The sequence below is a fragment of the Oscillatoria sp. FACHB-1407 genome (genome assembly GCF_014697545.1).
Lineage (GTDB): Bacteria > Cyanobacteriota > Cyanobacteriia > Elainellales > Elainellaceae > FACHB-1407.
In genome coordinates this window covers 134,897-156,156 of sequence record NZ_JACJSA010000011.1, presented here as the reverse complement: position 1 = coordinate 156,156, position 21,260 = coordinate 134,897, and the positions used below count along the sequence as shown (strand labels likewise).

The following is a 21,260-nucleotide window of genomic DNA, read 5'->3' as shown; positions in this document are numbered from 1 at the left end:
TAGCAACCGAGGGGTTGGTTAGGATGGGGTGCAGGGGTGGAACCCCTGGCTAGGAGCGCAGCCCCACACCCCCTTGTATTAACTGTCTCAACAGTTGCTATATATCCGCCCAAAGCAAGGATGAGAAGCGTATCAGGACGAAACGTATTTCGCTTCGCCCTGTTAAATTCGCTTCGCTTAGAAGAAACCCAAAGCTTTCGGGCTGTAGCTAACCAACAAGTTTTTCGTCTGCTGATAGTGTTCCAGCATCATGCTGTGAGTTTCACGCCCAACACCAGAGACTTTGTAACCACCAAATGCAGCATGAGCCGGATAGAGGTGGTAACAGTTCGTCCAGACCCGTCCTGCCTGAATAGCCCGACCCATGCGATAAGCCGTATTCATGTCACGACTCCAAACGCCTGCGCCCAGGCCATAAAGCGTATCGTTGGCGATCGCTAACGCCTCCGCTTCATCCTTAAAGGTGGTGACTGCCAACACAGGACCAAAGATTTCCTCCTGGAAGATCCGCATCTTGTTGTTGCCTTTGAAGACAGTGGGCTGGAAGTAGTAGCCATTTTTCAGGTCTTCTGGCATATCTGCCACTTGACCACCAATCAGACACTCAGCACCTTCCTGTTGACCGATACCCACGTATTCTGTGATCTTGTGCATCTGATTAATCGACACCTGAGCACCCATCATGGTGTCAGCATCAAGCGGATTTCCCTGCTTAATTTGACGAATGCGCTCCAGTGCCCGCTCCATAAAGCGATCGTAAATCGATTCATGGATCAACGCCCGTGATGGACAGGTGCAAACCTCACCCTGATTAAAAGCAAACAGGACAAATCCTTCAATCGCCTTATCCAGGAAGTCGTCATCTTTGGCACAGACATCTTCAAAGAAAATGTTAGGTGATTTACCGCCCAATTCCAGAGTCACTGGAATGATGTTTTGCGAAGCATATTGCATGATCAAACGCCCAGTGGTCGTTTCTCCGGTAAACGCCACTTTCGCGATCCGAGGACTGGTTGCCAGAGCTTTACCAATTTCTGCGCCTGGACCATTGACGACGTTAACTACCCCCGGAGGAAGTAAATCGCCAATCAACTCCATCAACACCAGAATGGAAACGGGAGTTGGACCGGCGGGCTTTAATACGACACAGTTTCCAGCAGCCAGAGCAGGAGCCAGTTTCCAGCACGCCATAAGCAGAGGAAAGTTCCAGGGAATGATCTGTCCAACTACACCCAATGGCTCGTGGAAGTGGTAAGCAACGGTATCTGCATCAATTTCACTGATACCCCCTTCCTGTGCTCGAATGCAGCCTGCAAAGTAGCGGAAATGGTCGATCGCTAGAGGAACATCTGCTCCACGAGTTTCGCGAATAGGTTTACCGTTATCCCAGGTTTCTGCTAGAGCCAATCGCTCTAAATTTTCTTCCATGCGGTCGGCGATGCGATTGAGAATGCGTGCCCGTTCTCCAACGGAGGTTTTACCCCAACGCTCTTTAGCCGCATGGGCTGCATCGAGTGCTAACTCAACATCTTCTACTGTGGAGCGAGGTACTTGACACAAAGGTTTACCATGCACAGGGGACAAATTTTCGGAATATTGCCGATTAACTGGAGGAACCCATTGCCCACCAATAAAGTTGTCATAACGTGCATGAAAAATCGAACTGCTGTTGGTTTGAAGAGGTGCTGAAACTACCATTTTTTGTGTGTTAAATTTACTGTTTGGTGTAATGTGAGTCAACAGACAACCATGATCTGTAGGTTAAATCATTAGCCAACTGATAACACCCGACTTGTGCTGAATGATTTAGATGTAAAATCTTTTCAGCTTTATCTTTCTTGATGAATGATTGGCGATGGCTGACTGCAATCGCTCCTTAGCAACAAGTTGTCTGAAATGATCAATAATGAATACATTCCCTGATCTTTCTGAAAAGAAAAAGGGTATTGTAATGAGACGATAAGGAAAGTTAGATTTCTTGAAATCCAGTACTCGAAGGATTAAAAGACTTTAATACACATCTATAAATAACTCTGCTAGGTACACTATTTTTTGTGTAAAAGAAGCGTTAATTCTAAAATAAAGTTGAAGATTTAGTTACTGATAAAGCACGTACCAATCACATCAACGCTAAAGAATGGGAGTTAAATTAGCGTCAGTTCGGTTTAAGAGCCCGGCGAATAAATTCGCGGCTACTAGAGCGAAGTCCGCCGACGCAGACTACAGAAAATGCAGGATTTGATGAACGGATGCGGCTCGATTTTGCTCCGATAGCTGCGGTTTTAACCGCCGAAATCCTTATCCCGAATTCACGTTAAATTAGGCTTGATATTGGGTAGAGACAGGTTCTGCCGTCAAATCTAGGGCACGGTGTAGATGTTGATTGGGACGGAGTGCAGGGGTTCCACCCCTGACCACTGCAAGCTCCTATGCCCCTTGTCTCAATTCCAACCGTTGCTATACGTAACCAATTAAAAAATTAGAAAAAAGTTTGTAACTAATCTCCATAAAGAAATTAATTTGGGAACTCTAGAGCGAGAAGCATCACTGCTTTCAAATTCGCTGTGGCATGGATTGAATACGCCTACGTTTTAGAAGGGCGCAACTACTGTTGTGTCTGAAGGATCGTGCCCGAAAAATTATGTCCAGAAAATTGTGTCCAGAAATTGCGCTTGAAAAATTTTGCTTTCTCTTTTCAGCCCTTCTAACTTTTTGCTCAATTCACTGCATCTCAACTCGTACTCCCAAGGGATTTATTTATGCCACTTAATACTGGTGATATTGCATTTGTAGGCTGGAACTCTGACGGCAATGATAATCTTGCATTCGTAACACTGGCTCAAATTGACGCTGATAGCCAAATTCACTTCAATGATAACGAGTGGTCAGGCTTAGGCTTTACCACTGGAGAATCCGTCTTTACCTGGACTGCGAATTCTACGATCGCAGCAGGTACCGTGATCACAATCAACAATATTGGCACAGGTGTCATTTCAACTAACCTGGGAACGGTTGCCTTTGTTGGGATACCTACCCGTGCTCTAGCCGGTACTACGGAGGTTGTCTATGCCTACATTGGCACACCCAGTACGCCAACTACTTTTTTAACCGCGATCGCAAATAACACGCTCTCAGGCTCTGGTGCAGGCGATATCACTGCAACCCTGACTGGAACTGGTCTGACGGTTGGGGTTAATGCGATTGAGCTTATAACCGTAGATGCAGATGCAGATGTTGCGGCTTACAATGGAGCACGCACTGGAGTAGCCAATTTTAGTGATTATCTGGCTCTGATTAACGATCCTACAAACTGGACCACACAGGATGGTAGCGGTGATCAAAGTGCTGATGGAACGACACCAGATATTCCATTTAATAGCACTGGGTTCACAATTGGTGACAGTACTCCCAGTGTTAATCTAACCGTTAGCAGCAATGCAGGTACAGAAGCAGGACAAACCGTAATTACTGTAGCGGCGATCACCTCCAGTGCTGTCTCCAGCGATCAGACCATTAACCTAACTGTGACAGGCAGCGGAATTGCGATTGGAGACTATACACTGAGCAACTCAGTAATCACAATTTTAAGTGGACAAACGACAGGATCGGTAACTTTTACTATAGTGAACGATGTTGTAGTAGAAGGCGTAGAAACCGCAACCCTAACGATTAGCAACCCCTCTGCTGGAATCACACTGGGCAGTACCACCAGCCAAAATATCAACATCACAGATGATGATACGGCTTCGACAATCCTCAATGTCGGCAGTATCACTTTTGATGCATCCCTGGAAGCAACGAACACCCATGCTATGGCTGGTTCTACTTCTAGTAATGCGGGATTAGCACCAAACAATAGCATCTATGCAGCTTATGGAACTGACTTAAACCATTCCACCTATGCCCAATTGGGTGGAGCGGCAGGAGAGAGCACACAACTCGCGCCAGATGGTGCGACACGGGGAGGGATACAAGTCAACTGGGGTTCTCAACGCCTGATTGACCAACCCGGCATTGATTTTGTAATTTCAGAAAATGGTGGCTTTGGTGCGCCTGAGTATTACGTGGTGCGGGTTAAACCTGTTGGAACTGACCCAATCACTAACTTTGTCTACAAACCTGCTCACGAATATTTAGACAGCGGCTCTGGTACAGGAGAATTTTTCACTGCCTTTGACCTGGTCGGGGATTTTGGCCTGGCACCTGGGGCGATGGTGGAGTTTGTTGAAATTTGGAACATGCTCACGACAGATACGTTTGACGTGGGGGGTGTTGGCTTCCTCGGTGGTGGGGTTGCTCCTCAAAAGAGTACGCTGGACACCAGTCCTGGAATGATGATTTCTGCTGCTCGATACGATGCTGATATTCCTTACATTTGGGCAGCCACTAACAGCAACCTGGTGACGGACTCAACGGCTCCCACAATTGTTTCTATTGTGCGGGCTGATGCTGACCCGACCAGTGCCACCTCGGTCAACTACACGGTAACGTTCAGTGAAGCCGTAACAGGTGTTGATGCGACTGACTTTATGCTGGCTAGCACGGGTGGTATTACTACGCCATCTATTACGGCGATCGCTGGCACAGGAACCACTCGCACCATCACTGTCGATACAGGTACCGGAAATGGCACGATCCGTTTGGATGTGAACGACAACGACAGCATTACCGATGGCGCGAGCAATAGTTTGGGCGGAACCGGATTCAACAATGGTGACTTCACAACGGGTGAAACCTACACCATCAACAGAAACAATCCACCCGTTGCCACACATGATGATGCTGGAACTCCTGAAGACACTGCATTTGACATCTACGTTCTGGTAAATGATAGTGATGCGGATGGTCATTCCCTGCAAATCACAGCTGTTTCTAATCCTGCTAACGGTGTGGCAGTCGTCAACGACAATGGCACTCCTGGCAATACGGTTGATGACTATATCGTTTATACGCCAAATGCCAACTTTCATGGCAGCGATAACTTTACCTACACGATCGCAGACGGGAATGGTGGCACAGCGATCGCCACCGTGAATGTGACGGTCAACACGGTGAGTGAGCCAGCGATGATAGGTGGCACCAGCACCGGTAACGTCACTGAAGACGGCATCTTGACCACAACCGGAGCCCTATTCATCACGGACCCCGATGCTGGAGAAGCTAACATCATCTCGCAAACCAACCAGGCTGGTACGTATGGTTCCTTCAGCATTGACCCGACAGGGGTTTGGGTTTACACCGCAGTCAACAACCGTTTGCAGTCTCTTGCCGCAGGGCAAACCGTAACTGATCGCTTCGAGATCAGCAGCCAGGATGGTACCCCAGCTACCATTGCGATCGCCATTCAGGGGGTGAATGATGCTCCCAACCTGGCTACTTCAATTGCGGATCAGGTGGCTCAAACCAGGCAACCCTTCACGCTAACTCTGCCACCTGGAGTCTTTACCGATGTCGATGCAGGCGATCGCCTCACCCTCAATGCAACCCTCGCTGATGGTAGTCCTTTACCCGCTTGGCTCAGCTTCAATGCTAATACTCGCAGCTTTAGCGGCACCCCTGATATCACTGATGCAGGTAATTTGAGCCTCAAGGTCACAGCAACTGACAACCAAGGGGCAAGCGTTAGCGATACCTTTGTCTTAACAGTTGAACCACTGACAGAGCCACTGGGTACTCCAACCACTCCAATTCTCTTTAGCCAGACGCGATCGGGTGTAACGTACGCAGGAACTCCTCATACAGACACGTTACTTGGCTCTTGGAAGAACGACGTTCTCAGAGGAAGAGGGGGCAACGACATTCTTAAAAGTGGGTTTGCTAAAGCTTTGTTTGGACAGGACAAACTCTACGGTGAGGGTGGAAACGACCAACTCTATGGTGGCAAAGGCAAAGATATGCTCGATGGTGGGCAGGGTAGCGATCGCCTTTATGGCGGGGATGGGCGTGATTTGCTCAGAGGGGGTGATGGGCGCGATCAACTATTTGGTCACGCCGGAAATGATCTGCTAGTAGGCGGACAGGGAGCCGATACGCTGACAGGAGGTAGCGGCAGAGATATGTTTGTCTACGACAGAGTAACAGAGGGGGTTGACCTGATCACCGATTTTAATGGGCAGAATGATGTGATTGACCTGCGTGGCATCTTCAAAGCACCTGAATTCAGAAGAAGTAACCCCTTTGCTCAATATCAGCAATTTGTCGAATTAGTGTCAGTAGGGAGAAACATGGAAGTTCGGATTGATGCTGATGGGAACGGTAGTAGTACTGTAAAAGTAACATTGATGACGCTCAAAAATATCACTTCCGCTGAGATTAACACAACTCATTTTGTTGTATAACCGTAGCCACATTCAATGTGGCAGAGGCGAGTCAGGAAGCTTTCCCAGCATCCGGGGAAGCAACGTCGAGTGATATTCTTCATTGGAGTTGGCAGGTGATTTCTCGAACAATAGCCAAAAAAGCAGGTAATACTGGGTTTGTTGTTTCTGGGCTCCAGGCAACAGCAAGTTCTAGCTCAGGGGTTGGTTCGACTAACGCTCGAAGGACTACTCCAGACGGAGCAACGGCTTCTACTGAAGCATGGAGTAACGATATTCCAATCTCAGCAGCGACTAACCCTAAAAGCGTTTGCTGAGGAACAACCTCTTGCACAATTTTAGGGTTAAATCCTGCTTGTTGGCATAAGCTGAGGATGCGATCGTACAAAACAGGATCAACTGATTGACTGACAAAAGTTCTGAAACCCTTGATATTCCCTACTGTGACTGGCGAATGGAATTCGCGCCTATCCGATCGAAGTCTGCCGACGCATGCATCTAGTACAGCGAAAAATAAGTTTTGAAAGAGGTGAAGGGGTTCCACCCCTTCTTGGGGACGAAGCCCCCAACCCCCCTACATTGCAGAACTTTGTGTTCGCAACACTAGGTTTTCTATAACCCGCATCGACGGGTTTTGCTCTTATAGCTGCGATTTCAATCACCAAGCATCAAAGATTTGTCAGGCAGTCAGCAGGACCAGCATAACGAGGATAGAGAATCAATAACTCCTGTGCCAGTTCACGTATCGAGATGAGTTGAGAGTTTATCAATCGATGAGTATCTGGCAGAACGACCACCAAACCCTCATGATGGATGACCTCTAACTGAAGAGAATCGTCCGCAATCGGTGGATGTAATAAACTTGCATAAATTTTGGTGCGATCGCAGTGCCTCAACTTGCTCATTCGTTTGCAATCGTTCTAACGTCAACTCGATCTGAGGATGCTTTTCTTTAAATCGCCGCACAATTTTGGGTAAAACAGTGTTCAACGCTGGACCTGTAAAACCCACGGCAAATTGTCCAATTTCACCCCGATCGGTTTGTTGTGCTAACAAAATAGCTTGTTCTGCCTGCTGGAGTGTTTTTCTGGCTTCTTTCAAAAAGATTTGCCCCGTCTCACTTAATCGGATGGTGCGTTTAGTGCGGTGAAATAAATCAACTCCAATTTCTGTTTCTAAATCCCGAATTTGTCGGCTGAGGGGTTGTTGAGCTATGAGAAGCATTTCAGCTGCTCACCCAAAGTGCAGTTCTTCTGCTACTGCTACAAAATAACGCAGATGCCGCAATTCCATTTGAACCTTTGAGGTGTGGATGGTGAATCAGATTAAATATTAGATATTCACAACGATTCTTTTGAGCATGAACTTATAGAGCACAAACCACTCAGACCAAATTTTGCATCACTATCGGTGTTTGTTCCTTTGCGATGCAGGATGGTGATGTGATTCCAATTTGAATTAGGAGCATGACAAAATTCTGTACGGGTTTAGCATTGCCAAACCTCTCCTAATTTTTAATTGTCTAAAAAACTGTTTAAATCAGTATCAGAGCTAAACCCGCCCGTACAGTTTGCGAATTTATTCAATCCACGCTCCTTAATACTGCTATTCGCAGATAGGGTTTGGAAATAAAACCAGGGGGGTGTGGGGCTGTGCCCCCAGTCAGGGGTGGAACCCCTGCACTCCAAATTCCCACCCTGATTTACGACAAGTTGTACTTAGCAAATTCTTCAACATTTAATGTCAAGTTAATCCTGGTTCTTACAACGGTAGTAGTATTCATAGAAGACTTTAGAACTACCCTCATAATGTAAGGTTACTCGGTTGTGATGAATATTGATTTTACGATTCGTACTGCTAAGCCCGAAGATCGATCAACTCTAGTCACACTAATGGAATTGCTGCAAGATGCTGAATGTGCATTGCATTCCAACCGATCGCCAGGTTCTGAAATGGGCGATGCGCATCTCGCGTATCTGGAGGAACTGGTGAGAGAGCAAAATGGTCAAATTTATGTTGCACAGTCTGAAGTAGATATTCTTGGATTTATTATTTGTTTTGTTGAGAAGTTGGATGATGGAGATTCACATGTTGTCGAGTCAGAGCGAACATACGGCTATATTTCTGACTTATATGTTGTCTCTTCAATGCGAAAGCGTGGAGTTGCCGCTGCCTTAATGCAAGCATCTGAACAGCACTTCCTGAGTTTAAACCTGGCGGTGGTTAGAGTTGGATCGCTATGCAGCAATGAACCCGCCGCTAAGTTTTACCAGAAGGTAGGCTATCAACCCTATGAGATTGTGTACGAAAAACGACTGAATGTTAAGTAGATGGTTGTAAATAAGTGTAGGAAAGGGGGTTTGGGGGCGTTGCCCCCAAGAAGGGGAATGTATCCCCCTCCACCCCCTCCTCTATCTGACGTTTAATTACGCCCAGTACTTACCGATGGATGAGTGCGTAGCCTAAATTTAATACCGATTTAATGTTTGATTGTGGCAAATCACTGGGTAGGGGCGTTTCGCGAAACGCCCTTACGGAATCATGTGCAGCGAAGCCAATTCAAATTGGTATAAGAAATAGGATTACAGGGGCTTTTGGGATAGTTGGCGATCGCTATTAAAAGATGCTATAACACTGTTATTAGCAAAAACGATGTTATAGATGGTGCAGCGTGATGAACTATCGTACGACTCAAGGCTCTCATCAGCAGGAATTGCGCCAGGGGATTCTGGATGATACCAGCGATCTGCTGATGCGTGAGGGAGCGACTGCCTTGAGTATGCGACGGATTGCACAGCTTGTTGGTTGCTCTACAACAGTGCTCTACACAATGTTTGGTAATAAACAAGGCTTAGTCGATGAGTTGTATCTGAGAGGGTTTGATAGGGTGCGTCAAACTCTAGAAGCGGTTCCTCGATCAGAATGCCCCCAGGATTATATTTACGCTTTATGTGATGCTTACCGAACCTTTGCTCTCACGCATTCAGCTTACTTCGCCATCATGTTTCTCAACATCATGCCGGAGTACACTCCCTCAGAAGCAAACCGACAATTAGGACAAAAAAGCTTTCAGCTTTTAGTGGATGCCGTACGAGATAGTGCTGACTCTGGGGCGATCGCTGAAGATGAAGCCTGGGAAATCGCCCGAATGATTTGGGCAACCGTCCACGGTCATGTGAGCCTGGAGTTAGCTGGGCATTTTAACTATCCGGGGGTATCACCTCAGGAGATGTTGCAAAGAGCGTTGCAAGCCATGATCAAACAACTATTGCCGATCTCGAATGATACCCAATGAATCAATTTCTACTAATGCCCTGGCTACTAATGGTAGGGTCTGCCTATTGCAATTGTGCTGGTTCACTTCTACTCAAACAATCGCGTCTAGTTACGGTTAATTCTAGCTTCTGGGCAACGTTGATATCACCCTGGTTCTTCACGGCTTTAGTGATTTATAGTACTGGGTTACTCCTGTTTGCCAAGGCACTGGATCACTTACCAGTTTCAATTGCAGTTCCATGTTCGACAGGGTTGGGATTCCTTTTAGTGACAGTGCTATCGCATTACCTGTTTGCTGAGCGATTAGCAATAACTCAGTTGGTGGCTTTAAGTTTGATTCTGGGCGGTGTAATTGCGGCTACCCGCTCATAGCTCTGTCTAGTTGATAAAGGTGAAGCAATGGCTCATATCGGTCTTCTTTGTTTGGGAGCAACGGGTCACTTAAACACCATGTTTCCGTTAGGTCATGAACTGCAACAGCGTGGACATCAGGTTACTGTCTTGAGTACTCCAGATGTTTACCCTAAAGCACGAGTCGCAGGGTTTAATTTCTGCAATATTTACACCACGATTGATCGTCAGTCCACCTCAAAATTCACTCCATCCACAAAACTGGTAACACTAACTGGGATTAATCGCACTTTCCAAAATTTTGCTCATTATGCAGAAGTTCGGCTGCAAAATACTGACCTGATTCGAGAACAGGGACTCGAAGCCTTACTAGTTGATCTATCCGTGTTTGAAGGAGGGACGATCGCTGAACATCTTGATATTCCCTACATCACCATTTGCTGCATTCTGCCTTTCTATCAAGACCCAACCATTCCTCCGATCGCAACCACCTGGGCGTATAACCTGGCCTGGTGGGCACAAATGCGAAATCGCGCGGCTTACAAGCTTTTCAATTGGATGGCACAGCCTGTATTGCAGGTTATCTCGCGCTACCGACAGCAGTGGAATTTATCGGCATATCAGCATCCAAATGATATTTTTTCTAAATTAGCAATTATTACTCGTCACATTCCCGAATTTGAGTTTCCGCGTCAATTACCGCCACACTTTCACTTCACTGGATCATTTCATCAGGCGATCGCACGAGAACCAGTTGCTTTTCCATTTGAGCAATTGAACGGCAAACCGCTCATTTATGCGTCGATGGGAACCTTACAGAATCGCTCTACTGTTGTATTTCAGACCATTGCAGCCGCCTGTGCTGATCTAAATGCTCAGTTGGTGATCTCATTAGGTGGAGGATTGGAACCGCAAGCATTCTCCGATCTTCCGGGTAGTCCCCTGGTCGTCAAGTACGCTCCACAGCTAGAACTTCTACAAAAAGCCAGTTTAAACATCACTCATGCGGGGCTTAATACAACATTAGAATCCTTAAGCTATGGGGTTCCCATGGTTGCGATTCCTGTTACCGATGATCAACCTGGTGTTGCAGCCCGCATCCAGTGGACAGGCAGCGGAGAATTGGTCGAGTTGTCTCAGTTGAGTGTGTCAAAACTGCGAGGGGCGATCGCACGAGTGCTGACTGAAGAAACGTATCAGCAGAATGCAGTTCGACTGCAAGCGATTATGCGCCAAACGAAAGGCGTTCATCGTGCAGTCGATATTATCGAACAAGCGGTATTTACAGGAAGTCCAGTGACTGACTAACGCCGCTATCGACCAGTAATCATTGACTATTGACCAGTAACCAATAACTATTGACTATTGACCATTGACTATTGACCATTGACTATTAACCAATGACCAACAATTGAGGCATTTAGGACAAAGAGTTAGAGTCGCATCTCAACCCGTAGTTGTAGTGATGTTCTCATCTTTCGCGGGGAACAGAATATGCCCAACTCGGTGAACCAGAGTGCTTGAGGCTGAAAATAGAGAGAATCCCAATAAAGGATGAAGAACGGCTAAAGGTACTGGTAGAGGAAGTTGTGTATGAATCGTTAAGAATTGCAATCCTAATAAAATAGGTAGGCTGAGGGTTAACGTTTGGACTCGTCGAGGGGCTGGAATCCAATAAACCCAGGCAAGGAGAACTAATGACAAACCGCTGTAACCCCGCACAAGCCAGATATGAGCGTTCCACCAGGTAGGATTATCAAAATAAGCCAGTCCAACCGTTAACACCTGAGCAACCAGACAAAGATTAAACAGAACAGCAACAGCATAAAAACCTGTGATACGGGGCTTTAGGGAAGACTGAGTCTTGTCTGATGCTAGAGGTGCGATCGCATCGAGGGAGTGTGTCGAGGAAGCCATAGATTTGTTAGCTCAGTTAGAGTGAATCAGATTGCTTGTAACAACCTTGAATTTAAAATTAAACTGATGATGACTAACCGAATAGACCTCGATCGAGTACACTTTGCCGTATTAGCCCCTGCAAAGCTGGATAGAAATCATGATGAATACCTCTCTACAGCCACTATTTCAAGCGATCGCTCAAACCCAGAACGAGAGTGAGTTGAGAGGGGCGATGATGGCAAAACTGGGTAAGTATTTTGCAGCGACGCGCTGGGGACTAAGTTTTTTAGATCAGCTTCCTACCATTGATGAAAATTCACCGCTAATGTTGAAACTGGCGGTATCCCTTGACCACAACCCGGTGCTGCGTTATCTGGTTGAGCGTCATGCGGCTGTTCACGAGGAGATGATTTTGCCGCGTGGGGTTTGGCAGTCAATTTGCCCTCGTGCTGACCATGGACATGTCATGGTGGGTCCAATCGTCAATCAGGGGCAACTTGTTGGAGGGATTGCCTTTACCCGTCATTGCGATGCCCCTGCGTTCAATACAGATAATCTGACAGATCTGAGTGCTCTGTCTCTCCATCTCTCTACACGACTCGCAGAGTTACGCTCTAACCCTATCTCTGGTCTGACTGGCAGTGAGGTAGCGTCACTGGTAGAGACGCGCTTAACGCCACGAGAGATGCAAATTGCCGAATTAGTCGCTCAAGGGCTCACCAATGCCGAGATTGGTACAGCCCTATGGATTACAGAACACACCGTGAAGCAAGCCTTGAAGCGCATGTTCCGCAAATTAAAGGTTTCCTCTCGTGCAGAACTGGTAGCACGCCTTGCAAAATCGGGTCAAACTCTGGCAGCCTCTTGAGCATCATTCAACCCACCTGAACGCATGGTTAAAACTCCTGCTTGGAGATGGCGTGGCGGAGGTTCTACCTCCTGGAGCAATGGTTGGAACCTCTGCTTTTATGAATGCATTCCTGACTAAAAGCCAGAGAAATTGCAGCAAAATATAGCTTTGATCAGGCTGAGGGTAAAGGCAATGGCTCAAACGAATGCTGGGAAGGCGTCCTGACTCGCCTCCGTTCCGTCGAATGAGGCTACGACTATACTTCCTATCCAAAAAAATTCAAGAGGGATATCAAGCGCAAACTGTACGCTCCATTTGGATGAAGACCAACTCAAAAATGGGCTACCCCACAAAAGCTATAAATCTTAAAATCCTTTCTTCAAAGAAACGCTCCTTCTCGTCCTTAAGAGGTACTCTCAAGTGAGGCGGGTGTATTTCTCCCGTTTGAGGGGGCTACGGTTGGCTCTTGAAGCACTCAAAACCGCAATTATGGGAGATGTTTCGTCTCCAGTCCCCTTCCCCTGACACGAGGCTGAGATCGATTTTGAAAGCCCTCTTAACCGATTATGACCAGGCAAAGGTAAGTGACCATGCGATCAGCGCAAAGCGCACCTGTGAAGCAACCATTCAACACCTCTGTTTCTAGTAACTCTCCCGCCTACACTATCCTGCTTGTTGAAAACCTTTCATCGGATCGAGAGGTGTATTGTCGTTATTTATTGGCAGATTCAAGCTGTCACTACATTCTGTTGGAGTCTAGCTCTGCTACTGAGGCACTGTTGATATGTCAGAATCAACACATTGACAGCATTCTGGTTAACTATGCCCTGCCCGATGCCAATGGACCCGACTTTTTACAGATGTTGCAGATGCAATTTGATGGTCAGCATCCTCCGGTGGTGTTCGTAGCCAGTGAGAATGACGCTGCAATGGCAGTGCGTGCTATCAAACTGGGTGCGGAAGATTATCTGGTCAACCAAACCCTCACTCCAGAACAGCTTCAGTTGGCAATGCGGAGTGCAATTGGGGCAAATCGCAGGGGCGAATTAGGCGCAAACACTCCATCGCAGCTTCAACCATGGGAGCAAGAAGAACAATCTCACCTCCAACACCTCAACCGAGATTTAACGAGTCGCGTTGCTGAACTACAAACCCTCATTGAGATTCTTCCCGTTGGTATTGCGATCGCCTCTGACCGAAGCTGTGCTCAAATGCAATGCAATGCATTGATGCGCCAAATGTTGGGAGTGAATGCTGAGCAAAACATTTCTAAAAGCGCACCTGCTGCCGAGCAACCAAGATTTCAGGTTTTCCAGAATGGGCAGGAAATCGCCTCTAAGGATCTGCCGATGCAAATGGCTGCTCATTTGGGAATAGAGGTTCGAGATGTTGAAATTGAAATCCGATTGCCCGATGGCACATCCCGTCAGCTATTATCCTATGCGACTCCTCTATGGGGCGATCAACACGAGATTCGAGGGACGGTTGGAGCCTTTTTAGACATTACAGAGCGCAAACACATCGAAGCGGAACTGTGCGATCGCGAAGCGACCATTCGACGACAATTTGCAGAACTCGAAGGAATTTATGCGACGGCTCCAGTCGGTTTATGTTTCCACGATACCGACTTACGCTACGTGCGAATCAACGAGCGATTGGCGGAAATTGATGGGGTTTCAGTGGCTGACCATCTCGGACGAACACTGCGCGAGGTGCTACCTGAACTAGCAGACACCCTTGAGCCTCTGCATCATCATGTGATTGAGAGGGGAGAACCGATTCTCAATGTGGAGATCCACGGTATGACTCAGGCGCAGCCCAATGTTGAGCGGGATTGGATTGCCAGTTACTATCCCCTGAAGGACGGGAATAACCGGGTATTGGGGGTCAATGTTGTCGTGCAAGACATCACCGAACATAAGCAGGCACAAGCGGAACGGGAGCAATTGTTGCGTCAGCTAGAAATAGAACGTCGCTTTCTGGAGCAAACCTTACAACAACTGCCGTCTGGGGTGGCGATCGCCGAAGCCCCAACGGGCAGGTTATTGTTTCACAATGACGAAGCAATTCGATTGCTGCGCCATCCTATGGATATGTCGGAAACCTATAGCGGTTACGCCAACTATGGAGCACTTCATCCTGACGGACGCCCCTATCAGCCAGAAGAGTATCCGATTGCTCGATCAGTGCTCATCGGTGAAGTGGTCAAAGCTGAGGAAATGTCTTATCGACGGGGTGATGGCACGGAAACCGTTTTCTCTGTTAATGCGGCTCCGATTGTTGACCCCTCTGGGAACAGAGTTGCAGCTGTCAGCACGTTTGAAGATATCTCGAAGCGCAAACAAATTGAAGTAGAACGGACGCATCTGTTAGCTGAAGCAGAAACCGCAAATCGCAGTAAAGATGAGTTTGTTGCAATGGTGGCACATGAATTGCGATCGCCCCTCAACGCTATTTCTGGCTGGGCAAAGCTGTTGCAAACTCGTCAGTTTGACCCACCCACTACTCAAAAGGCACTGGAAACCATTGTTCGCAATACCCAGACGCAGGTGCAGCTTGTGGAAGACTTGCTGGATATCTCTCGTATGGTGCGTGGGACATTGCATTTAACCCTGGCACCTACCAATTTAGCGGAAGTCATCGAAGTGGCGGTAGAAACCGTGCGCCCAACAGCAGAAGCAAAAGGGCTTCTGTTAAAGATGCAGCGACAGCAGGTTGAACCTGTCTTAGGAGATTTGCATCGTCTCCAACAGATTGTTTTGAATCTACTGGCTAATGCGATCAAATTCACACCGGAGGGTGGGCACATTCAAGTTGAGTTGACTCAATCCGACTCCCAGGTGCAACTTCAAATCCGTGATACTGGGAAAGGCATCAACCCTGAGTTTTTGCCCCATATCTTCGATCGATTTCGGCAGGATCAGCAAGATACAACTACAAAGCAAGGATTGGGGTTAGGGTTAGCGATCGCCAAATATTTGGTGGAAATGCACCACGGTAGCGTGACAGCAGAAAGTGCAGGAGAAGGTCAGGGAGCGACCTTTACAGTAAAACTGCCACTCCAAGAACCTGGAAAACCGGATGCAGGCGAGCCTGAAAGGGTAGACGGGTGGGAACGTGATCAATCCGCTCTTCCCTCTGAGCAACCCCTGAATGATATTCGAGTGTTGCTGGTAGACGACGAACCAGATGTTCTCAATCTCGCTGCCTTTATTCTGGAGGAGTATGGTGCTGTTGTGCAGACGGCAACTAATGCCCCCACTGCTCTAGAACAATTGCCGTACTTTCAACCTCATATCCTACTTAGCGATGTTGCGATGCCAGAGCAGAATGGGTATGAATTGCTGCAACAGGTGCGATTGCTTCATCCGGACAAGCAAATTCCGGCGATCGCGTTGACTGCCTATGCTGGTGAAGCTCGACAAGAAGAATCGCTGCGAGCTGGATTTCGGCAACACCTGACGAAACCTGTAGAGCCAGAACAACTGGTTACTGCGATTTTGAATGCGATCGATAACGATCCCCATTACGGTTAGTCTACGGCAATCCTATAGCAACCGAGGGGTTGGTTAGGACGGGGTGCAGGGATGGAACCTCTGGCTGGGGGCGCAGCCTCCACACCCCCTTTATCAACTGTCTTGACAGTTGCTATAACATCATGTCTGCCACGATCTTTCCAGAACTCATGACTCCTGGCAGACCTGCTCCTGGGTGGGTTCCGGCTCCCACGCAATAGAGATTAGCGATATCTTCACTTTGATTATGAGGACGAAACCAGGCAGATTGAAACAGGGTTGGCTCTACTGAAAATGCACTTCCCTTATAACTATTTAACTCGTCTCGAAAGTAGAGCGGGTTAACAATATGTTCTGTGACAATGTGCTGCGACAGATCTGGGAGATAGTGTTGCTCTAAGTACTGCATAATGGCATCTCGATAGGGCTGAGTTGTCTTCTGCCAATTCGTTGCCCCATCTAAATTTGGCACGGGAGCCAGTACATACCAGCTATCACAACCCGGTGGTGCAAGGGTTGGATCGGTTGCCGTAGGACGATGCAGATACAGCGAAAAGTCCGATGCCAGATGCTTGCGATCGAACAGATCCACCATCCATTCTCGGTAACGCGGACCCATCAAGATCTCATGGTGTGCCATCTGGTTGTAACAGCGATTAGTCCCAAAATAGATCACAAACAATGACATCGAATAGCGCAGATTTTGTATGTAGCGATCGCTATATTTGCGACGAAACTGTGATGGAACCAGATGGAGGTAGGTTGAGGCAACATCCGCATTACTGACGATCGCATCTGCCTGAAGCAAATCTCCACTTCTGAGAGCAACGCCTGTTGCTTGTTGGGTTTTGCCATCAATCAAAATCTCTGCGACTTCGTGATTTAGCCGTAATTCTCCTCCCAGGTCTTGAAACAACCGCACAAAGCCTTGTACCAGCGCACCTGTACCACCCATGACAAACCAGACACCAAATGCCTGTTCTAGTTTGTGAATCATGGCGTAGACCGATGTGCTCTGAAAGGGATTGCCCCCAATTAACAAAGGATGAAAGCTGAAAACTTGCCGTAGTCGCGCATCCTGAATGTACTGATTGACAAAGCCTGCTACGGATTTAAAGGACTGCAATTGCAGCATATCCGGCGCAACTTTGAGCATGTCGGTGAAATGGCTAAACGGTTGAGTCATCAGGGGCAGTCCCTTCTCAAACACTTGCTCTGATGCCCGATAAAAGCGATCGTAGCCGTCTACATCGCCTGGATTGAACTGCCGAATCTGCTCCACCAGATAATCGCGATCGCCATTGTAGTGGAACACAGAGCCATCCTCAAATCGGACATTGTAGAACGGGTCGAGCGGCACCAACGTGATGTAATCTTCGAGGTTGCGGTTGCTCACCGCAAATAAGTCCTGAATCAGGTAGGGAGCCGTGATGATGGTTGGACCTGCATCAAAGGTAAATCCATCCTGCTGAAATACGTAGGCACGACCACCGGGCTTATCCCGCTTCTCCACGATCGTGACCTGATGTCCCTGCGCCTGTAGTCGGATGGCAGCCGATAGCCCGCCAAAACCACTGCCAATCACGATAATCTTCATGAACCCTCAACGTCTACCAATCTACTAAGGATTGTGGGTTTAATAAATCCGCAAACTGTACGGGCGGGTTTAGCAGACTAATCTCTGCCCTGCCATGGATTTGACGACAAAATCCGCCCCTACCCAATATCGAACTTATTTAATTCCCATTCCTAACAAGAAGTTTCAGGCACTTCTTCCATTTTCTCAATACCTTTTTCTCAAGACAGGGATAGAACAGGGGTGGATGGGTGTTTTTTAGTTGTATTGGGAAAGGGGGGTTGTGTTGTCATGAATGACCCTAAAGTGGCGATCGTAACAGAGGGAGGGCAGGAAATTGATAAGGCAACCGTTCTCAAATTTTTGCAGGCGGGATACAGAGTAGTCGTTGCCGATGTGGATGCGCAAGCGGGCAAAGAAGTTGTCGCCAGGGTTTACAAACACCATCAGATGACGCTCATCAGGCGTGGTCAATAGCACTTCGGTACTGCGGTCAGCTGCAACACTGGCGTAATTCGCGTTACGGTTGCATCAGGATAAACCTTTGTAGCCGCAAATGGATTTGCCAGGTGCTTGACCCGAATTGACCTTACTTTAACGCATTCCTTTTTATAACATCTGAACTACTTTCCTTATTGTTGAATAGAAAGGAGTATCTTTACTTGCGAACGTCTGTCTGCTGATAAATCGAGTCACCTGCAAAGCATGAATGTTCCCCTCGCCTGGTCAAACCTAACTCATCAAAAGACTCGTTTGTTAGTGGCGATCGCAGGGGTTGCCTTTGCCGTTCTCCTGATGTTCATGAATCTGGGTTTTTTAGGAGCGGTGGCTAAAACAGCCAGTTCGATTTATGAGCAACTCAATGCAGATATTTTTCTGTTCTCACCTAAATCAGAAATGATTGCGGCATCTCGACCCTTTCCTCGGACTCGTCTCTACCAATCTGCGGGAATTGGGGGGGTTGAGCAAACGATGGCACTTTATCTGACGATGGTGGAGTGGTTGAATCCCGTTACTCGCTCCAATCAGAGAGTTCTGGTGTATGGATTTAATCCCTATGAACCCGTGTTTCTGCTACCAGAGTTGCAGCCCGCTCAAGCCGTAACGACACTCAATCGCCCTGATGCAGTTTTGATCGATCGCCTCTCTAATCCTCCTCTGGGATATGAGCCATCCGATGTCATGGAGTTAAACAAAAAACGAGTCATTGTTAGCGGTGAATTTACTCTGGGAAGTGGGTTTGCTGCCAGTGGCACGTTAGCTGTCAATACTCAAAATTTCTTCCGCTTATTTCCAATGCAGCATCCCGATCAAATTCAGTTGGGGCTAATCCAAGTGCGATCGCCCGATCAAGTAGAGGCGATCGCGGCAACGCTTCGTTCTCGATTGCCCAATGATGTTTTAGTGTTGACGAAAGCAGAGGCAATTGCTCGTGAAAACCGATTTTGGATTCAAACCACTTCAACGGGTTTTATCTTCAATATGGGAGTTGCGGTTTCGTTTATGGTGGGAACGGCGATCGTCTATCAAATTCTGACCACAGATGTGCGAGAACATTTGCCCGAATACGCTACGTTAAAGGCGATTGGCTACAGAAACCGCTATCTCTTCAAGGTGATTGTGGAAGAAGCGAGTCTTTTAGCAACACTTGGCTTTGTACCCGGATTACTAATTGCATTGGTGCTCTATCAGATCACACGATGGTCTACAAATGGTGGGTTACCGATCGCCATGAGTTCAGAGCGAGTGATGCTGGTGTTCACGTTGACACTGCTGATGTGTATCTTGTCTGGGCTGATTTCTGTCCGCAAAGCGTTGCAGGCTGATCCTGCTGAAATTTTTTAGAGTCAATGCGTCAAACTTAACGGAGGCGATCGCGGAAGTAAAAACGATACAATTCACAACTGGGTAACACTTCATTTCCCAAATGTTTGACTAACCCCAGGCTTGATAATTTGTATGCAAGTAACGGCTCAATCGTAGTTGGATGGTCGATCGCAGCAATCTTCTTAAATGCCTGCCCCAATTCAGGCTGAGTTTGTAGAATGATCAATCGGCTACGGAGATAATCACTGTAGATTCCAGCTTCTGTTGTTGCCTCCTGAATTAAACGCCCGAAACTTACCTCTTTTTGTGCCAGTTTATAGAGGGCAAGTCGCACGAGATAGGGATGTCCCTGAGTGATGTTTTGCAGAGCCGTTAAATCTTTTGTTTTCGTCTCATTGCTCATCCACTCAATGCCGTAGCGACGCGCTAATTCTGCAATTTGCTCCAGACTGAACTCTGGCAGGATGGCTGGTAAACCCACATTAAACGGGGATTGGTTGAGGTTGAGTGGGATAAACGTTTCGGTAGAATAGGCTACGATGATACGAAGCTTCTTCCAGATCTCCTGCTGTTTTGCTTCCTCATACCAAAATCGCAGCAAAGGCAAAAAATCACGCGCCACCGCAGAAGCTTCAAAGATACGATGCATTTCATCGATCGCTAATAAAAAGTTAGATTGAAGCTGGGGTAACAGGTAATATTGCAGATAATTTGTACAGCTCACCTTACTTCCCAGATCAGCATCCCAATAGTCATCCAGTTTTGTTTCTAGCTGAAGCTGTTGCGTTAAATAAACACAAAACCATCGCATGAAGCGATTCAGATCCGACAAGAGTGTCCAGTCAATTTGTTGAAAGTTTAATCGTACAATTTGATAGTCGAGAGACTTCGCATGAGTTAACAGTCTCATCATCATCGAAGTTTTTCCCCACTGACCGGGTGCTTTGATCCGAATCAGAGAACCGGGTTTAGCCAGTTCTTCACGACAACGCCCTTCCAGTGGTAAACGTTCAATATAGAATTGAGACTCCAATGGGACTGGACCTTCAGGCACTTCGCCTGTGTAGGGTTGAAATTCATGCTTGAGGGTTTGAGTCTGGTTGTGTTGCCAGCGAATTAAGCTAGAGCGCAAGTTATGTTTTGTGACTTTAGCACCCGTCGCTTCAGAAAGCATTTGCCACAGTTGTGAACCTGCCACACGAATGTAGTCGGGCGTGTAGCGAGAACTGACCGCAATTTCGTCATAGGTTCGCCCTTCCCAACATTTGCGTAAAATCATTTCTTGCACAGAGCTTAAATGATTTGGCGATAACAACTTATCAACAATAACCAATGCCTCTTCAACAACCATAAAAACGTAAAACTCGCACCTAAAGTTTTCCCGATGTAGCTATAATCATCTCTGCCAGGACAGGGAGTTCCGCTCCGATCCCCTCCCCTTAAAGGAGGGTTAGGGAGGAGCAAATCCAGCACAGGCTGGATTAGAGTTGGTCATCCATGTTCTTTTTGAACTGTTTAATCTGATACATATAGCCGTACTCATCCGTATGAGGACGGGGTACAGGGGTGGAAGTCCTGGCTAGGGCAAATCCCATAACCCCTTTTCTCTAACGTATGTGCGTAAGACTATAGCTTAGTAAGGTAAATGC

15 protein-coding genes are annotated in these 21,260 nt (G+C 47.3%); 9 read left to right on the top strand and 6 right to left on the bottom strand.

All coding sequences use genetic code 11. The features are described 5' to 3' along the window. Positions 1-177: 177 nt before the first annotated feature. A complete protein-coding gene (gene exaC / locus H6G89_RS18990; protein ID WP_190509277.1) occupies positions 178-1,698 on the bottom strand; it encodes an acetaldehyde dehydrogenase ExaC in 1,521 nt (506 codons plus the stop codon). 1,061 nt (positions 1,699-2,759) lie between these two features. Between exaC and H6G89_RS18985 the strand changes: the two genes are divergently transcribed. After that, positions 2,760-6,338, top strand: coding sequence for a VCBS domain-containing protein (locus tag H6G89_RS18985; RefSeq protein WP_190509275.1), 3,579 nt, complete (start codon positions 2,760-2,762; stop codon positions 6,336-6,338). 79 nt (positions 6,339-6,417) lie between these two features. Here H6G89_RS18985 and H6G89_RS35100 read toward each other — a convergent pair whose 3' ends face one another. Together H6G89_RS35100 and H6G89_RS18975 are read right to left on the bottom strand one after the other, a co-directional pair. Then, entirely contained in the window at positions 6,418-6,861 is a 444-nt protein-coding gene (locus H6G89_RS35100) for a LysR family substrate-binding domain-containing protein (protein ID WP_190509273.1), read from the bottom strand. A gap of 260 nt (positions 6,862-7,121) precedes the next feature. After that, positions 7,122-7,541, bottom strand: a complete 420-nt coding sequence (locus tag H6G89_RS18975) for a LysR family transcriptional regulator (protein ID WP_190509271.1) — start codon at positions 7,539-7,541, stop codon at positions 7,122-7,124. 605 nt (positions 7,542-8,146) lie between these two features. Here H6G89_RS18975 and H6G89_RS18970 point away from each other — a divergent pair. From H6G89_RS18970 to H6G89_RS18955, 4 genes are all read left to right on the top strand, one after another. Next, on the top strand, positions 8,147-8,647 hold the full coding sequence (locus H6G89_RS18970; protein ID WP_190509436.1) for a GNAT family N-acetyltransferase: 501 nt from the start codon (positions 8,147-8,149) through the stop codon (positions 8,645-8,647). A gap of 344 nt (positions 8,648-8,991) precedes the next feature. After that, on the top strand, positions 8,992-9,612 hold the full coding sequence (locus H6G89_RS18965) for a TetR/AcrR family transcriptional regulator (RefSeq protein WP_199336805.1): 621 nt from the start codon (positions 8,992-8,994) through the stop codon (positions 9,610-9,612). Next, complete coding sequence (locus H6G89_RS18960; RefSeq protein WP_190509269.1) at positions 9,609-9,965, top strand: DMT family transporter; 357 nt, start codon at positions 9,609-9,611, stop codon at positions 9,963-9,965. Before H6G89_RS18965 ends, H6G89_RS18960 begins: the two co-directional genes overlap by 4 nt. A 27-nt stretch (positions 9,966-9,992) precedes the next feature. After that, on the top strand, positions 9,993-11,252 hold the full coding sequence (locus tag H6G89_RS18955; RefSeq protein ID WP_190509266.1) for a glycosyltransferase: 1,260 nt from the start codon (positions 9,993-9,995) through the stop codon (positions 11,250-11,252). A gap of 138 nt (positions 11,253-11,390) precedes the next feature. On the opposite strand, the gene H6G89_RS18950 is transcribed toward H6G89_RS18955, so the two are convergent. Next, a complete protein-coding gene (locus tag H6G89_RS18950) occupies positions 11,391-11,861 on the bottom strand; it encodes a DUF6220 domain-containing protein (RefSeq protein WP_199336804.1) in 471 nt (156 codons plus the stop codon). A 139-nt stretch (positions 11,862-12,000) separates the two neighbouring features. On the opposite strand from H6G89_RS18950, the gene H6G89_RS18945 reads away from it, so the two are divergent. After that, a complete protein-coding gene (locus tag H6G89_RS18945) occupies positions 12,001-12,711 on the top strand; it encodes a helix-turn-helix transcriptional regulator (RefSeq protein WP_242060013.1) in 711 nt (236 codons plus the stop codon). A 572-nt stretch (positions 12,712-13,283) separates the two neighbouring features. After that, positions 13,284-16,229: a response regulator gene (locus H6G89_RS18940; protein WP_190509263.1), complete on the top strand. Its 2,946-nt coding sequence runs from the start codon at positions 13,284-13,286 to the stop codon at positions 16,227-16,229. Between the two features lie 112 nt (positions 16,230-16,341). Here H6G89_RS18940 and H6G89_RS18935 read toward each other — a convergent pair whose 3' ends face one another. Beyond that, positions 16,342-17,805, bottom strand: a complete 1,464-nt coding sequence (locus tag H6G89_RS18935) for a phytoene desaturase (RefSeq protein ID WP_190509261.1) — start codon at positions 17,803-17,805, stop codon at positions 16,342-16,344. Positions 17,806-18,075: 270 nt separating this feature from the next. Between H6G89_RS18935 and H6G89_RS18930 the strand changes: the two genes are divergently transcribed. Together H6G89_RS18930 and devC are read left to right on the top strand one after the other, a co-directional pair. Further along, positions 18,076-18,261: a hypothetical protein gene (locus tag H6G89_RS18930; protein ID WP_190509259.1), complete on the top strand. Its 186-nt coding sequence runs from the start codon at positions 18,076-18,078 to the stop codon at positions 18,259-18,261. A gap of 228 nt (positions 18,262-18,489) precedes the next feature. Then, positions 18,490-19,629 (top strand): ABC transporter permease DevC, encoded by a 1,140-nt coding sequence (gene devC, locus H6G89_RS18925; protein WP_190509257.1) that lies wholly within the window; start codon positions 18,490-18,492, stop codon positions 19,627-19,629. 16 nt (positions 19,630-19,645) lie between these two features. Here devC and H6G89_RS18920 read toward each other — a convergent pair whose 3' ends face one another. After that, on the bottom strand, positions 19,646-20,890 hold the full coding sequence (locus H6G89_RS18920; protein ID WP_242060024.1) for an AAA-like domain-containing protein: 1,245 nt from the start codon (positions 20,888-20,890) through the stop codon (positions 19,646-19,648). Positions 20,891-21,260: the final 370 nt, after the last annotated feature.

Coding starts and splice junctions, on each gene's coding strand:
- devC (WP_190509257.1), top strand. CDS start 18,490: ATGAATGTTCCCCTCGCCTGGTCAAACCTAACTCATCAAAAGACTCGT.
- H6G89_RS18920 (WP_242060024.1), bottom strand. CDS start 20,890: ATGATTTTACGCAAATGTTGGGAAGGGCGAACCTATGACGAAATTGCG.
- H6G89_RS18945 (WP_242060013.1), top strand. CDS start 12,001: ATGATGAATACCTCTCTACAGCCACTATTTCAAGCGATCGCTCAAACC.
- H6G89_RS18935 (WP_190509261.1), bottom strand. CDS start 17,805: ATGAAGATTATCGTGATTGGCAGTGGTTTTGGCGGGCTATCGGCTGCC.
- H6G89_RS18965 (WP_199336805.1), top strand. CDS start 8,992: ATGAACTATCGTACGACTCAAGGCTCTCATCAGCAGGAATTGCGCCAG.
- H6G89_RS18975 (WP_190509271.1), bottom strand. CDS start 7,541: ATGCTTCTCATAGCTCAACAACCCCTCAGCCGACAAATTCGGGATTTA.
- exaC (WP_190509277.1), bottom strand. CDS start 1,698: ATGGTAGTTTCAGCACCTCTTCAAACCAACAGCAGTTCGATTTTTCAT.
- H6G89_RS18960 (WP_190509269.1), top strand. CDS start 9,609: ATGAATCAATTTCTACTAATGCCCTGGCTACTAATGGTAGGGTCTGCC.
- H6G89_RS18955 (WP_190509266.1), top strand. CDS start 9,993: ATGGCTCATATCGGTCTTCTTTGTTTGGGAGCAACGGGTCACTTAAAC.
- H6G89_RS18970 (WP_190509436.1), top strand. CDS start 8,147: ATGAATATTGATTTTACGATTCGTACTGCTAAGCCCGAAGATCGATCA.
- H6G89_RS18950 (WP_199336804.1), bottom strand. CDS start 11,861: ATGGCTTCCTCGACACACTCCCTCGATGCGATCGCACCTCTAGCATCA.
- H6G89_RS18985 (WP_190509275.1), top strand. CDS start 2,760: ATGCCACTTAATACTGGTGATATTGCATTTGTAGGCTGGAACTCTGAC.
- H6G89_RS18930 (WP_190509259.1), top strand. CDS start 18,076: ATGAATGACCCTAAAGTGGCGATCGTAACAGAGGGAGGGCAGGAAATT.
- H6G89_RS18940 (WP_190509263.1), top strand. CDS start 13,284: ATGCGATCAGCGCAAAGCGCACCTGTGAAGCAACCATTCAACACCTCT.